A 13,040-nucleotide genomic window follows, 5' to 3' on the forward strand; every position below is an offset into this window, starting at 1 on the left:
GGATCGCCGAGCGTCCAGGATCAGCCCAACGCGGCGAAGGGCCTGCCCCCACCGCACCAGGTCTCCACGACATGCAGTCCCGCGGTTGTGGCGTGGCCGAGGATCTCCCCGGTGCCGACGCACGCCCAGGGGAAGGCTCTCGACAGCCGCCCGTCCGGTCCTTCCAGGCGGACCAGCCGTCGACCGGGTGGCGCCGGGTGCGGTTGCAGTTCGACGAGCACCCGGCCGGCCGGGCCGAGCAGCTCGGCGGCGCGGGTGAGCAGCCGGCCCGGGTCGCCGCCGATGCCGATGTTGCCGTCGGCCAGCAGCAGCGTCGACCAGCGTCCTTCCGCTGGCAGGGGGCCGAAGACATCGCGGCACAGGGCGGTCGCGCCGGCCCTGCGGGCAAGGTGCACCGCGAACGCCGCCACGTCGATGCCGAGCGTGGGCAGGCCGCGGGCGGCGAGGGCGGCGGCCAGCCGGCCGGGGCCGCAGCCGATGTCGAGGGTCGGACCGGCGCAGCGCTGCAACAGGGAGGTGTCGCCCTGGACCAGTCCGCCCCGCCAGGTGGGCACCGGCAACGGGTCGCGCCGCCCGTCGGGGTAGCGCACCCACAACCGGCCGGCGGCGGATCGCAGCGCCGCCTCGTACAACGCGGTCGGTGGGCTGCCGTCCCTGACCGGCAGGCCGCGCCGACCGGGCTGGTCGCGGTGCGCGGCGGTCGTCGGGTCTCCGGCCGCGGCGGTCGTCATCGCCCGACCAGCGGGCGGGCCGCGCCGGTCCCCGCCTCGGCGGTCCGGATGGTCCGCACGGCGGCGGCGAACCGCCCGTGCGGCGCGAGCCGCGCGACCGCGTCGGCGTCGGCGTACGTGTCGACGTCCCGCAGGACCGGCAGCGTCGCGACCCGCAGGCCGGCCCGGGCCAGCCGTTCGAGCTGTCGGGCCCCGGTGTCCGGCTGGGAGGTGGCGACGCCGCGCAGCAGGCGGCCGTCCGGGCGGCGTAGGCCGAGCGCCCACCACCCGCCGTCGGCGGCGGGGCCGAACACCGCGTCGGTGTGGGCCAGCGCGCGGCAGGCGTCGGCGAGCAGCGCCGGGGTCACCTGCGGGGTGTCCATCCCGATCAGAAGCGCCGGGCCGGCGGAGGCGTCGAAGGCGGCGGCAAGCCGGACGTCGAACGGTCCCCGGGCCTGCGGGATCACCTCGATCGGCACGCGTAGCCAGGGGCCGACGGTGCCGTCGAGCACGAGGACGGCCCTGACCGGCCCGATACCGGGAAGCCGGGTCAGACGGCTGACCGCCGCCAACGTGTCCGCGATGGCCGCCTCGGCCACGGCGGCGGCCTGCGCCGGGGTGAACGGCGGCGTCAGCCTGGTCTTGACCCGGCCGGGGACCGGCTCCTTCGCCACCACCAGCAGGGTCACCGCGGGGGTCGGCTCCTCGGGCCGCCGCGCGGTCATCGCAGGCTCGCCAGCGCGGCCGTCATATCCCGTACGGTGCGGGCCGTGCCGAGGGGCGTTCCGGTCACCTTCGACCGCCCGACCCGGGGGTGGTAGTCGACGTCCGTCTCGGCGATGCGCCAGCCGGCCTGCGTGGCGCGCAGCAGGAGCTCCAGCGGGTAGCCGAAACGGCGGTCGGTGACCGGCAGGCGCAGCAGTTCCGCGCGGCGTGCGGCCCGCATCGGGCCCAGGTCGCGGACCGCGACGCCACGGCGGCGCAGCCGCTGGGCGACGACCGCGTTGCCGAGCCGGGCATGCGGCGGCCAGGCCCGGGCGGACGTCGGCCGGCGGCGGCCCAGGACCAGGTCGGCGCGGCCGGCGGTCAGCTCGGCGACGAGCCCGGGAAGCTGCGCGGGGTCCAGCGACGCGTCGGCGTCGCAGACACAGACCACGTCGGCGTCCGCCGCGAGCAGGCCCGCCTGCACCGCCGCCCCGTAGCCGCGCCGCGGCACATCGACGACCACGGCGCCGCGCTCGCGGGCCAGCTTCGGTGAACCGTCACGGGAGCCGTTGTCGGCGACGACGGCGCGATAGCCGGGTGGTATCCGTTCGAGGACCCAGGGGAGTGCTTCGGCCTCGTTCAGGCAGGGGAGCACGACGTCCACCGACACCGGCACCTGGTGACTTTGCGTAAGCATGATCGTGACTCTAGTGACAGCGTGGCGCCATCGACCCTTACCAAACAAGGAAATCCGCTGGTGGGCGACCATCTCGGCGGCGCCGGCGCCGGTCTTCTTACGAATCCGTGACGGCAGCTCCGGTGCCGCTCGCGGGCGGGTATCCGCGCTCTATGGTGGCGACGTGGCTCGTGTCCTGGTGGTCGATGACGACGCCACCGTGGCCGAGGTCGTCGACCGGTACCTGCGCAACGCTGGGTTCGAGGTCGACCGGGCCGCGGACGGGCCGGCGGCGTTGCGGATGGTCGAGGCGGCCGCCCGGACCTGGTCGTCCTGGACCTCATGCTCCCCGGTCTCGACGGCATCGAGGTCTGCCGCCGGCTGCGGGAGAAGGCTCCCATCCCGGTGATCATGCTGACGGCGCGTGGTGAGGAGGCCGACCGCGTGGCCGGGCTCGAGTGCGGCGCGGACGATTATGTGACCAAGCCGTTCTCGCCGCGGGAGCTCACGTTGCGGGTGCGGTCCGTGCTGCGCCGCGCGAGCGAGCCGCCGCCGACCGGCTCCGGCATCCTGCGCGCCGGCACCGTCATCGTCGACGCGGCCGCCCGCACCGCAACCCGCCGCGGCGTCCCGTTCGGGCTCACCGTGCGCGAGTTCGACCTGCTGGTGTTCCTGCTGCGCCACCCCGGCCGCGCCCTCACCCGGGCCGAGCTGTTGGAACAGGTGTGGGGCTGGACCTACGGTGACCCGTCGACCGTCACGGTGCACATCCGCCGGCTGCGGGAGAAGATCGAGGACGACCCGACCGCCCCGCGGCTGCTGGTCACCGTGTGGGGCGTCGGCTACCGGTACGACCCGCCGAGCGCGGCCCAATCGGATCCCGCGGGCCGGTCCCGCGCCGTCGATGAGGGGGCCAGCGGGTCGGCCAGACGGGAGACGCCAGCGTGAGCGCGAACCTGCAGGTCGTCGGGATCGCCTCGGTGTCGTGGTAGCCAAGGAACTCCGGCGCCGCACCGCTCCAGGCGCAGCGCGGCCGGCCATCGGGACCTACGAACGGGGCCACCTCAGGCCACCAGGAAGCCGAGGCGCTCGTCGGCCATACCGGGCGCGATCTCGATGATCTCCGGGTCGACAACCTTCTCGGCGACGAACGGGTCAGCAGCGATCCGCTCCTGTAGCTGTGGCAGGGAGGTGTTGTGGGCGAGCACTGCGCCCCCCAGTCCGGGCTGGATGCTGCCGACGAGGAGGAACACCTTGTCGTCCAGGCCTTGCTCGATCCACTCCTGGTGACCGGCCATGTGCTCGCCAGCAGCCCTCTTGTTGTCGGCGAACCGGAGCAACACCACGAACATCTGATCCCTCTCCGAAGGTCTACTGGTCGGCTGTCTGGCTGAAGGCCGGGCCGGCGGCGCAGGCGTCGAGCCACGCCTCCAGGCGGTTCACCTCGCGGTGCACGAACTCGTCGTCCCGGAAGGCATGCGACAGTGTGGCGACACCCTGGCTGAAGGCGAGCACGTGCATGGCGAGGGCGTCGGCGTCCGTCTGGTGTCCGAGTTCGACGAACTGCTCCCGCAGCCAGGCGCGGAAAAGCGTGAACAGGGCGGTGGCGTCCCGGTGGCATGGGTGACCAAGCTTCGCGAGCTCTGCGGTGAGGGTGCCGACCGGGCATCCGTAGTTCTGGATGTCCTGACCGTTGGTCAGCACGATGCGGATGAACTGGCGGATCCGACCCGCGGGTTCGGGTGCCTCCGCGTCCCACTGCTGCAGCATCCGGCGTGTGGCCGCCAGCCTTTCCTCGATCACCGCGCTGAGGATGTCGTCCTTGGTCTTGAAGTGGTGGTAGAAGTTGCCCCGCGAGATCTGCAGGGCACCCGCGATCGTGGCGAACGAGGTGTGCTCGAACCCGTGCTCGTAGAACAGGCGGTCGGCCGCCGCGACGATCTGCGCGCGAGTCGCCGCGCCCTTCTCCATCGCCCACCCCTCGACATCCGGCAGTACGCTAGGACAGTTGTCCTAGGCCAGACTCTAGGGCACATGTCCTAGACGGTGTCAAGCCCGCCCGGCGCTGTGGCGCCGGCAATGCCGCCGGGATGGTCGGCCGGACTCTGCCACACGTCGTCCTCGCCCGCCCCGAACTGGCCGGGAGGAGCTCACCAGCCCCGCGGCCCCGAATCGGACTCGGCGGCCGACACGACGGTGCCGTGCCATCACCGATCTCCCACCCGGTTGCCGGACATGCGACGCGCTGTGGTTGGACCACTGTTCGGTGTCTGCTTCCACATACGGCAACCGCACCGAATGATCATGTGAGTGATGTGCGATCCGGATGCGTGAAATCTGCGAAGCGAGATGGCCGGCCGGGGCTCTGCCCGCGTTGGCTCGCCTCGTCGACCAGCTTGCGGATCGCAGGGGCACCAAGCTTGACGCCACGGCCAACGAAGCTACGGCGACGACAAGCCGGGGGACTGTTCCGTAGGCGGCCCTGGCCCACTTTCGGTGGTGACGGTGCGCAGTATCTATGACGCGATATGTCATGTACGGTACGGATCGTCTGGTGAATTGGGTGCTTTCGGGGTTGTCGCCGCTGGTCGTTCAGAACGCGGCGGACGCGGAAGTTGTCAAGTCAAATGAGGCAGTTCGTGCCTACTGGCGATGAGGAGGCACGCATGGACACGGCCAGTGGCATGCACATGTCAACGATCTGTGTGCGCCTGGCTTTGCTCGTGGGCGTGTCGAGTCAGGCGTCGGAGCGTGCTGGTCCGACGACGGTGGTGGGTCGGTATCGAGGAACAGCCGGATCCGCTCGGCGATTGCCGGCCAGTCGGGCCCGAGCCAGACGAAATGGGTGTGTGCGGCTTTCGACGAGTTGGGCGTTGCGGATGGTGCTGGCAAGCGACTGAGCGTGGGTGAACGGGACGCCCCCGTCGGTGCGTGTGGCGATCACGAGGGTGGGTTGGTTGATCTGGGCAGTGACGTCCGGGGTGGGACGCAGGTGGTTGAGGAACCCGCGGCCGGAGCGCATCTGGGCGAACAGCGCCAGCAGCAGGTCGCGGTCCTCGGCGCGCAGCGCGGCCATGACCTCGCCCACCGGTCGGGTCGAGAGGCTGCGCATCATGAGCCGCAGACAGATGTCGGGCGCCCTACGGGCGAGCGTATGTATCGCGGCCCAGGTCACGGCTTCCGTTCCGGCAGCGAACACGGCGTGCGCGCCCAGGAGAGTCCACCGGTCTGGATAGGGTAGCCAACCCACGGCGCTGACCAGGATCAAACGTTCGACGAGGTCAGCGTGCCGCGCGGCCATCGTGGCGGCGGTCGGGCCGCCTCCCGAGATGCCGACAACGGCGGCGACCCGGGTGATGCCCAGATCGGCACACAACGCCCGGACCACGTCCGTATGCCCCTCGACCGAGCTGTCGGTCGTCAGCGGAGTACGGCCGTAGCCGGGGCGAGAGGGCACCAGCAGCGTGCAGTCAGCCGCGGCGAACACGTCCTCGCCCAACGCCAGGCCTGCTCGTACATGCCCGCCATGGAAGACCATCACCACGGCCTCGCCACGTCGATCCAACCGATACTCGACCTGGCCGGCCGGCAGGCACGCCGCTGCCGTCGGCCTCACAAGATCGAGCATCGACGCGCCTCCAGGCATTGCGATGGTGCGGCGTTCACGCACCGACCAGCCTTCCCGGCACACCGGCCGAAAGCCTACCCACGCGAGCATGGCACTGCGTGCCGCGACGTCCGCCACCGGAGCTCGCCGAAGCCATCCTCCTGCTCCACCCCGGCCTACGCCGCGGGCGCTCTGACCTACCAGGCCGGCCTGCACCGCGAAGACGCCGACGCGGAAGTGCGCCCCACGACCGCCGTCCTGCTCGAGGCCATCGCCGGGACCGCAAGATCTCGGGTAGTGCGCCACAAGGCGCCTCGGCGTATCCCCCGCCGCCAAAGAGGGCTCGGCCACGAGGAATGCCGATCGCGCAGAAATACACCGGCGAGATCGAAGCGCTCTACGCGGACTCACCCGGAGCGGGCGTACTCCAACCCGACGCTGCCCCCGCGCCGCCCCTGGCTCCCGCCGCACCGTAACAACAAATTGTCGAATCCCGAACGAATGAGGTGCCACTTCCCCTGCGGCACCCTGACTGCCTGTGGGCTGCGGAAAGTCGGCCCGGGCCTGTGAACTGGTCCGCTGCTTCGGACCAGCTGCCGGCGTCATGGTCAACTACCCGGGCAGTCAACTCGCACCTGGCGGGCCTCGGAATATGGATCCTGTTCCTGGCCCCCGTCGCCGGCGGCCTTACCAGACCGTCCTCGCCGCCCTCCACGCACCACGTCCGCAACCCCAGCCGGCGCGCTCCGGGCTGGCCGGCGTCCCTACGCCGGTCCCCGCGTCCGCGGTGGCGGACTGATCCGCCGGGCCGGGGCCCTGCCGCCCCGTCGCCCGGCGGATCAACAACCCGGACCGGTCGCGCTAGATCGCGGTGCGGCCGGCGTCGACGGGGATGGTCGCGCCGGTGATGAAGCTCGCGCGGTCGGTCGCGACGAACAGGATGACCTCGGCGATCTCGCGTGGCGACGCGAGCCGACCCATGAGCGTGGTCTTGGCGACCTGGTTGGCGCCTTCTTCGCCCATGGTGGTGAGCACCATGTCGGTGCGGGTCGGGCCGGGGGCGACGGTGTTGACGCGTACTCCGGCGGGGCTGAACTCGGCGGCCCAGGTGCGGGTCAGCGATTCCAGTGCCGCTTTGGTCGCGCTGTAGACGGACAGGCCTGGCATGCCGACCCGGGCAGCCATGGTGCTGACGTTGATGATGCTGCCGGAGCCCTTCGTGATCATGGCTGGTGCCAGGGCCGCGGTCAGGAAGTAGGGCGCGCGGATGTTGGCCGCGAGCGATGCGTCGAACGACTCGACGTCCTGGGAGACGGTCGGGGCTCCGGGAAGATCGCGGCGTTGTTCACCAAGATGTCCACGGAGCCCGCGGCGGTGGCGAGGGCACGCAGGGACGTCAGGTCGGTCAGGTCGGCCCCGACGAAACGCGCGGACCCGCCATCAGCCTTGATCGAGTCCACGGTCGCGTTGCCGCGCTGAACGTCCCGTCCTGTCACGACGACGTCGGCGCCTTCGGCGGCGAGCAGCCGGGCGGCCTCCTTGCCGATGCCCGCGGTCGAACCGGTGATCAGAGCAACCTTGCCGGTCAGTTCCATGGTCGCGTCCTTCCGAAGGCCGTTCGGGGAGCAGCCAGAATGGGCTGCGTGGCCCACTCTGTAGCTGAGAAAATGGGTTGTCCAATCCAGAATCGGCTACGGTGGGGGGCGTGAACATCAGGACAGCGCGTCCGGACGGGCGGGCGCTGACCCGCAAGGGTGAGCAGACCCGGACGCGGATCGTGGCCGCCGCCGCCCAGCTGATGTACGAACGCGGCGTGACCGAGGCGACCCTGGAGGATGTCAGGGCCGCGGCGGGGGTGAGCGGCTCGCAGATCTACCACTACTTCGCCGACAAGCAGGCGCTGCTGCTGGCCGTGATCGAGTTCCAGACCCGCGCGGTCCTCGATCTCCAGCAGCCACACTTCGGCCAGATGGACACCATCGCGGGCCTGCGCCAGTGGCGGGACGCGCTGGTCGACTACCAACGACGGCTGCAGTGCCGGGGCGGGTGTCCGATCGGTTCGCTGGGCGGCGAGGTCGCCGAGAACAATCCGGAGGCGCGCCTCGCGGTCGCCTCCGGGTTCCTGCGTTGGGAGTCCGCGATCCGCGACGGCCTGCGCGCCATGCACGTCCGTGGTGACCTGGACGGCGACCCCGACGACCTTGCGCTCGCGACACTCGCCGCGCTCCAGGGCGGCCTGCTCCTGACGCAGATCCAACGCCAGGTCAAACCGCTGGAGGTGGCGCTGGACACGATGCTCGACCACATCGCGTCACTCACGAACTCCTGACCGCGTATCGCCCCTGACACCAGGTCGAGCCAGCACTGCGACTGCCTGGCGTCGCGGCGGATCGATGGCTTCGGTCGGCCGACCATGCATACCGTGTCGGTGGGAAAGGTGGTCTGGATGGACATTGACCCGCTGGTCGCGCTCGCGGGGGCGATCGTCGGCTTCGTCGTCGGCCTTACCGGCATGGGCGGTGGCGCGCTGATGACGCCGGTGTTGGTGCTGCTGTTCGGCGTACATCCGCTGGCCGCGGTCTCCAGCGATCTGGTCGCGTCGGCGGTGATGAAACCTGTCGGTGCCGGCGTGCATCTGTCCCGGGGGACCGTGCACCGAGGCCTCGTCGGCTGGCTGATGCTCGGCTCGGTGCCGGCCGCGTTCGGCGGTGTGTTCGTGCTGCGTTCCCTCGGCGACGGCGACGCCGTCCAGCACCGGATCCAGATCGTGATGGGGGCGATCCTCATCGTCGCCGCGGCCGCGATGCTGGCGAAGTCGGCGATCGACCGGCGCCGCGGCACGTCCGGCCCCGATTCTTCGATCACCGAGATCCGGGTACGGCCGTTGCCGACCGTCGTGACCGGCGCCATCGGCGGGCTGGTCGTCGGCATGACCTCCGTCGGCTCCGGCTCTCTGATCATCGTGCTGCTGCTGGCGCTCTACCCACGGATGCGCGGCTCGCAGCTCGTCGGCACCGACCTCGCGCAGGCCGTCCCGCTGGTCGCCGCCGCCTCACTCGGCCACCTGCTCTTCGGCGACTTCCAGCTCGGCCTGACCAGCTCTCTCCTGATAGGCGCCCTGCCCGGTGTCTACCTCGGCGCCCGGGTCTCCGCCGGCAGCGCGACCAGCCGGATCATCCGCCCGGCCCTCGTCGTGGTGGTGACACTGTCCGGCCTGAAGCTGCTCGGCGTACCCACCGAGTGGCTGGGCATCACCCTAGCCACCGCGGCAGCCGGCGGACTCGCCCGCCTAGCCGCGCGCCATCACACCCGGACCGCGGCCTCGGTCACGCCCACCGCGGCCCTCGACGCCCGGGACGCGGACACCGAGGCGGACCTGGATCGCCTTTCCGTGCCGGACGCCGAACTGGGCCGTGCAACGACCCGCGCGTAGCGAGCAAAGACAGTCAAGTCTCCGGACCGGTTCAGCCACCGGTTCCCTCGGCAGCGAAGCGGCGGTGCCGATCGGCCATTCGATTTCTCGATGAGCCTGACCAGCGAATGGTCAACCTATACACGGCGGTGGCAACTGATGGCCGCCGGTGGCCCGCCGGCGGCAGGGCGAGATCGCGGTCCGAAGGTCCTCCGGCACGAGCCCCCGCGGGGGCGCCTGTCAGTCGTCGCTGGTGGCGCCGTCCTCGTGGCGGGCTTCGAGCAGGGCGCACAACAGCTCGATCACGTCGGCGTGGGACTTGGTGAGAACGGTGGTGTCGACCGCTCGGGCGTGGGCCAGGTCCGCTGCCGTGCTCGCGCCCAGCGGGCGGTCGAGCACCTCGGCCACCTCGCTGAGGCGCAGGTCGAACAGGTTGATGGGGTTGGAGCTGTGGTCCAGGAAGGCGGCGTAGCCGCCGGCGGGGGACACGTGGGGGGTCCCGCCGCGGCGCAGCGCGGCGAGGCCGGCGACCGGTGTCAGTGTGCGGGCGTCGAGCAGGTCCGGCTCGTTCTCGAGGAAGACGACGCCGGAGCGCAGCTGGGGGCTCGCGGCGGTGGCGTAACCGTCGACGGCAGCCTCGAGCGTCAGGCCGGCGGCGACGTTCCAGGAGGTTATCCGTGACGGGCCGATGACCACGGCCATCAGCCGGTCCGGGCCGCAGAAGAACAGGCGCACGTACTCGTCGTCGACGGCGGCCTGGGCGATCGGGCGCAGGTCCGGGCCGAGGACCACCAGGTACCGGGCGCCGTCCGCGATCACTGACAGGGCGAGTCGGCCGGCCGCAGGCTCCGTCGCCAGGACCTCGAGCAGCGGGTCGGCATGGCCCAGCTCGGCGAGCAGCTCGCCCAGCCGGAGCAGGCGCGTCTCGGCGCCGGATGCGTCGCGCACCGACAGCGTGCGGTCGAGGCCGAGGACGAAGCCGTCGGCGTAGTAGGCGAGCCGGGGCTCCCAACGATGCGTCTGGGTGGGGCTCGTCTGCAGAACCCGCTCGGTCGTGTCGTGCCGGGTGAGCCGCCACTCGGGGCCGACGACGTCGCGGATGCCGCTCCACTCCTCGATGCGCTCGTGGTGAAACCCGACCCACATGAACGCCCCGCCGAGATCGAGATACTGCTTGAAGCGGCCGATCACGCCGAACTGGTCTCCTTTGACGACCTCCGGCAGGAACGTCGTCGTGTCCGGCCCGAGTTCGACGGAGCCCGCCGGGCGGCCGTCGGCGGTGGCGAAGCTGGCGATGGTCCGGTACCAGGGGAGCAGCGTCGGCCCGAGCCGGTTGGTCAGCCTCGTGCGGCCGGACACGCGCGACTCGTCGCCGCTGAACGCGACCGCCTCGAACCCGGCGTCGGGCCACGCCAGCCGACGGCAGGCCTGGGCGCGGACGCCCTGCACCGCGGCAGGCTGTGTCCGGACGAACCACCGGTGCAGCCGTCTCTCGTCAACGTCCCTGGGCGCCCAGCGGGCGGGCACCGCCCGGACGGCCTCGACGGCCCTGGCCAGCGGGAGGTCGAGCGCCAGGCGCCACAGCCCGTCGGCGTCGTGGCGGCGAGCGAGCTCCGCCGCGAGAAATGCGGTCTCCTCCCGCGTCACGACGACCGTGTCCGCGCCGCGGCCGGCGACGATCCCGACGAGGTCCAGGCCGTCGGCGCTGGCGAGCTCCAGGCGCATCGCGGCGCGCGTCGCCTCGTCCGCGCCGCGGTAGGCCGCCGCGAGCCGGTCGCTGTCCAGGCCGGGCGCGGCGGGCAGCTGGCCGGTCAGGACGTGGAAGCGGGCCTGGTGGTCCGGGTCTCAGGCAGGATGCCGCGGCGGACGCAGAAGGCGCCGATCGCCTGGCGGCTGGCCTGGCTGCGGCCGGGCTCGACGGCCGCCTCGAGCGCGGCGGCGGCGTACGTCCCCTCGTACGGCCAGGGCGGACGCTCCCCGCAGCCCGTGAGGAAATCCCAGGCGGCGTCCTGCGGGGCGACGAGCCAGCTGCGCCACAGCACGTAGGCCGCGAGCGACTTCCCGCGCCCCAGCCGCCAGGCGGCCCAGCGCTGGCCGAGGGGCCGTGCGCCGTCCGGCGACGGGCGCTGCGCGGCGCGGGCGAGCCGGACCAGGCGCCGTTCGTAACGCGCGGCGTGGGCGAGCCGGAGCAGGTGCCGTTCGTAACGTGCGGCGCGGGCGCGTCGTAGCCGGACGAACATGGGCGTGCGGCCCGACCCGGGACGCGGCTCACCTCCCCTTACGTAACAGGTTAGTCGCGGTCCGGCTCCGGCGGGTGCCATCGTCGGATGGGTGAGCTGACCGAGGTGTGCGCGACGTGTGCGCGCACGTGCCGTCCCTGCCTGGCACAGACCGACACACGCCGGCACGGGAAGGTCCTGTGTGCCGGACGGTGCGGGATAGGCCGGCATCACGCGACACCGACAAACACGGCATTTACCGCACTACGGATCAGAAGGTTGGGGGTTCGAGTCCCTCCGAGCGCACAGTACGTGCTCTGACCTGCACGTTCACATTTTCACAAGCGTGACGGCCTTCTGGCCTGTTATCAGATGGTTCGCCCGCCCGGATAAGTGCGACACGCACGGTTCCTCGTCTCGACGGACCGTGCGGCACTCATCGGCAGCGTGTAGCACCGGCCAGCTATTTTGGATCTTCCTGGGGCTCACGTGTGTGCGAGGTGTGCGCGAGCGCACCGAAGGACACCCAGCCTTTCCTCGCCGATGACCCGCGGCAGTTCTGGCGCCTCGGTGCTGATGCAGGGGCGGGGACGCGGCTCGCCCGGCCCCGACAGAAAATCGTGCCGACGGTCGCGCTTGCCGTTGTTGCTGCACTCGCCGGGATGTAGCAGATCGGCCGACCAGCGCAGGTTCGAGCCTCGCAGGGGGCACGTACTTAGGAATTTTCCTGGCACTATTTGCCCTGCTCAATCGAGACCGGCAAGGGCTCTGCCGACTCCGACGATGAGAGATCGACGGCTGGAACCAGGGTCCGTCCGTCGGCCTCAGCGAGGTGACGTGGCGCGTCCGAGGACTCGTGCCGGAAGGGAACCGCCGCCGGCTGTCCAGACATCGCGGTCCTCGTAGGGCCAGGCGTAGACCGGGCTGCCGTCGCGGACGAGGTCCCGCAGGCCGGGGAGGTCGAGCTCCAGCGCCGACCACTCGTACAGGCGCTGCAGGCGGGGTTGGATCACACCGTAGTCGAGCATCCGGCCGAGCCGGTGCTCGTCGAGAACATAGGTCATCAGCTCCTCGTCCAGCGGGTACTGGTTGGGCAGCACACGACCCAGCGACAGGAACGCCCCCACGCCCCCGAGCCGTGGGTCACCGACGAGGCGACCCAGGACGGCGAACCGGCCGAGGGACAACCGCGGCGCCGCGACCAGCGCATGCGTGTACAGAACCCGCAGCAGGGTGACGTTCAAGAAGAATCGCTCGGGCCTGGACTCCACCACCGCGAGATCACGGTGGTCCAGGTAGGCGGCGGCGATGCTCGCGTTGTGGGCCCGGTACCAGTTCTGGGCCGTCGGTGCCGCGACGAACTCCAGCCACACCTTGACCGCCGGTGACGACAGTTCGCCCGTCATCCCGCCGGAGCGCGCCACGGCCTCGCAGCCGTCTCGGAGCAACCGGTCGTTCACGGCTCGCCACCAGCGGCTTCCCGGAGCATCCGCCTCCGGCGGGTTCAGCACCCCGCGCTCGACCTGCCACCGCATGAACGACACGGCGGCCCGCCGGAAGGGGAGATGACGGGGAGCTCGACCGAACGGCCCGAGGTAAGTACGCGCCAAGAGCGCCAACCGGTCCCCGGGGCAGTCGCGTACCGCCGCGACCTGTGCCGCCGCCCAGTGCGGGGCATCCCCGTCCGTCAAGGCGCCTCCCGAACCTGGCC

General features: G+C 71.4%; 11 protein-coding genes and 2 pseudogenes. 3 read left to right on the forward strand and 10 right to left on the reverse strand.

Annotation, left to right across the window (positions count from 1 at the left end; translation table 11 throughout):
* Nucleotides 1–20: 20 nt before the first annotated feature.
* From BCD48_RS42420 to BCD48_RS42430, 3 genes are read right to left on the reverse strand one after another with little or no spacing between them, the layout of a single operon-like run.
* On the reverse strand, nt 21–731 hold the full coding sequence (locus tag BCD48_RS42420; RefSeq protein WP_071054069.1) for a methyltransferase domain-containing protein: 711 nt from the start codon (nt 729–731) through the stop codon (nt 21–23).
* Entirely contained in the window at nt 728–1,435 is a 708-nt protein-coding gene (locus BCD48_RS42425; protein ID WP_071054071.1) for a TIGR04282 family arsenosugar biosynthesis glycosyltransferase, read from the reverse strand. Before BCD48_RS42425 ends, BCD48_RS42420 begins: the two co-directional genes overlap by 4 nt.
* On the reverse strand, nt 1,432–2,112 hold the full coding sequence (locus tag BCD48_RS42430; RefSeq protein WP_071054074.1) for a glycosyltransferase family 2 protein: 681 nt from the start codon (nt 2,110–2,112) through the stop codon (nt 1,432–1,434). The genes BCD48_RS42425 and BCD48_RS42430 overlap by 4 nt, the downstream gene beginning before the upstream one ends.
* A 163-nt stretch (nt 2,113–2,275) precedes the next feature.
* On the opposite strand from BCD48_RS42430, the pseudogene BCD48_RS42435 reads away from it, so the two are divergent.
* Nucleotides 2,276–3,039 (forward strand): annotated as a pseudogene (locus tag BCD48_RS42435) (response regulator).
* 116 nt (nt 3,040–3,155) lie between these two features.
* On the opposite strand, the gene BCD48_RS42440 reads toward BCD48_RS42435, so the two are convergent.
* From BCD48_RS42440 to BCD48_RS56230, 4 genes and pseudogenes are all read right to left on the reverse strand, one after another.
* Complete coding sequence (locus BCD48_RS42440) at nt 3,156–3,443, reverse strand: YciI family protein (protein WP_071054076.1); 288 nt, start codon at nt 3,441–3,443, stop codon at nt 3,156–3,158.
* Nucleotides 3,444–3,462: 19 nt separating this feature from the next.
* The gene (locus BCD48_RS42445; protein ID WP_071054078.1) at nt 3,463–4,062 is read right to left on the reverse strand and encodes a TetR/AcrR family transcriptional regulator; all 600 of its coding nucleotides are present in this window, start codon (nt 4,060–4,062) and stop codon (nt 3,463–3,465) included.
* A 766-nt stretch (nt 4,063–4,828) separates the two neighbouring features.
* Nucleotides 4,829–5,719, reverse strand: coding sequence for an alpha/beta fold hydrolase (locus tag BCD48_RS42450; RefSeq protein WP_198543622.1), 891 nt, complete (start codon nt 5,717–5,719; stop codon nt 4,829–4,831).
* 840 nt (nt 5,720–6,559) lie between these two features.
* Nucleotides 6,560–7,293: pseudogene (locus BCD48_RS56230) on the reverse strand (SDR family NAD(P)-dependent oxidoreductase).
* Nucleotides 7,294–7,403: 110 nt separating this feature from the next.
* On the opposite strand from BCD48_RS56230, the gene BCD48_RS42460 reads away from it, so the two are divergent.
* Together BCD48_RS42460 and BCD48_RS42465 are read left to right on the forward strand one after the other, a co-directional pair.
* Nucleotides 7,404–8,027 (forward strand): TetR/AcrR family transcriptional regulator, encoded by a 624-nt coding sequence (locus BCD48_RS42460; RefSeq protein WP_071054082.1) that lies wholly within the window; start codon nt 7,404–7,406, stop codon nt 8,025–8,027.
* Nucleotides 8,028–8,144: 117 nt separating this feature from the next.
* A complete protein-coding gene (locus BCD48_RS42465; RefSeq protein WP_083420059.1) occupies nt 8,145–9,131 on the forward strand; it encodes a sulfite exporter TauE/SafE family protein in 987 nt (328 codons plus the stop codon).
* Between the two features lie 219 nt (nt 9,132–9,350).
* Here BCD48_RS42465 and BCD48_RS42470 read toward each other — a convergent pair whose 3' ends face one another.
* The 3 genes from BCD48_RS42470 to BCD48_RS42480 form a co-directional block, all read right to left on the reverse strand.
* On the reverse strand, nt 9,351–10,835 hold the full coding sequence (locus BCD48_RS42470; RefSeq protein WP_071054084.1) for a hypothetical protein: 1,485 nt from the start codon (nt 10,833–10,835) through the stop codon (nt 9,351–9,353).
* Between the two features lie 86 nt (nt 10,836–10,921).
* Nucleotides 10,922–11,350, reverse strand: coding sequence for a hypothetical protein (locus tag BCD48_RS50955; RefSeq protein WP_071054086.1), 429 nt, complete (start codon nt 11,348–11,350; stop codon nt 10,922–10,924).
* 803 nt (nt 11,351–12,153) lie between these two features.
* Entirely contained in the window at nt 12,154–13,020 is an 867-nt protein-coding gene (locus BCD48_RS42480) for a hypothetical protein (protein ID WP_071054088.1), read from the reverse strand.
* Nucleotides 13,021–13,040 lie beyond the last annotated feature (20 nt).

The organism is Pseudofrankia coriaricola (genome assembly GCF_001854805.1).
In the GTDB taxonomy this organism is placed as follows: domain Bacteria; phylum Actinomycetota; class Actinomycetes; order Frankiales; family Frankiaceae; genus Pseudofrankia.

What these genes read in the sequence shown, in the direction of transcription:
- BCD48_RS42420 (WP_071054069.1), bottom strand. Translation starts at nt 731, where the DNA reads ATGACGACCGCCGCGGCCGGAGACCCGACGACCGCCGCGCACCGCGAC.
- BCD48_RS42425 (WP_071054071.1), bottom strand. Translation starts at nt 1,435, where the DNA reads ATGACCGCGCGGCGGCCCGAGGAGCCGACCCCCGCGGTGACCCTGCTG.
- BCD48_RS42430 (WP_071054074.1), bottom strand. Translation starts at nt 2,112, where the DNA reads ATGCTTACGCAAAGTCACCAGGTGCCGGTGTCGGTGGACGTCGTGCTC.
- BCD48_RS42440 (WP_071054076.1), bottom strand. Translation starts at nt 3,443, where the DNA reads ATGTTCGTGGTGTTGCTCCGGTTCGCCGACAACAAGAGGGCTGCTGGC.
- BCD48_RS42445 (WP_071054078.1), bottom strand. Translation starts at nt 4,062, where the DNA reads ATGGAGAAGGGCGCGGCGACTCGCGCGCAGATCGTCGCGGCGGCCGAC.
- BCD48_RS42450 (WP_198543622.1), bottom strand. Translation starts at nt 5,719, where the DNA reads ATGCTCGATCTTGTGAGGCCGACGGCAGCGGCGTGCCTGCCGGCCGGC.
- BCD48_RS42465 (WP_083420059.1), top strand. Translation starts at nt 8,145, where the DNA reads ATGGACATTGACCCGCTGGTCGCGCTCGCGGGGGCGATCGTCGGCTTC.
- BCD48_RS42470 (WP_071054084.1), bottom strand. Translation starts at nt 10,835, where the DNA reads ATGCGCCTGGAGCTCGCCAGCGCCGACGGCCTGGACCTCGTCGGGATC.
- BCD48_RS50955 (WP_071054086.1), bottom strand. Translation starts at nt 11,350, where the DNA reads ATGTTCGTCCGGCTACGACGCGCCCGCGCCGCACGTTACGAACGGCAC.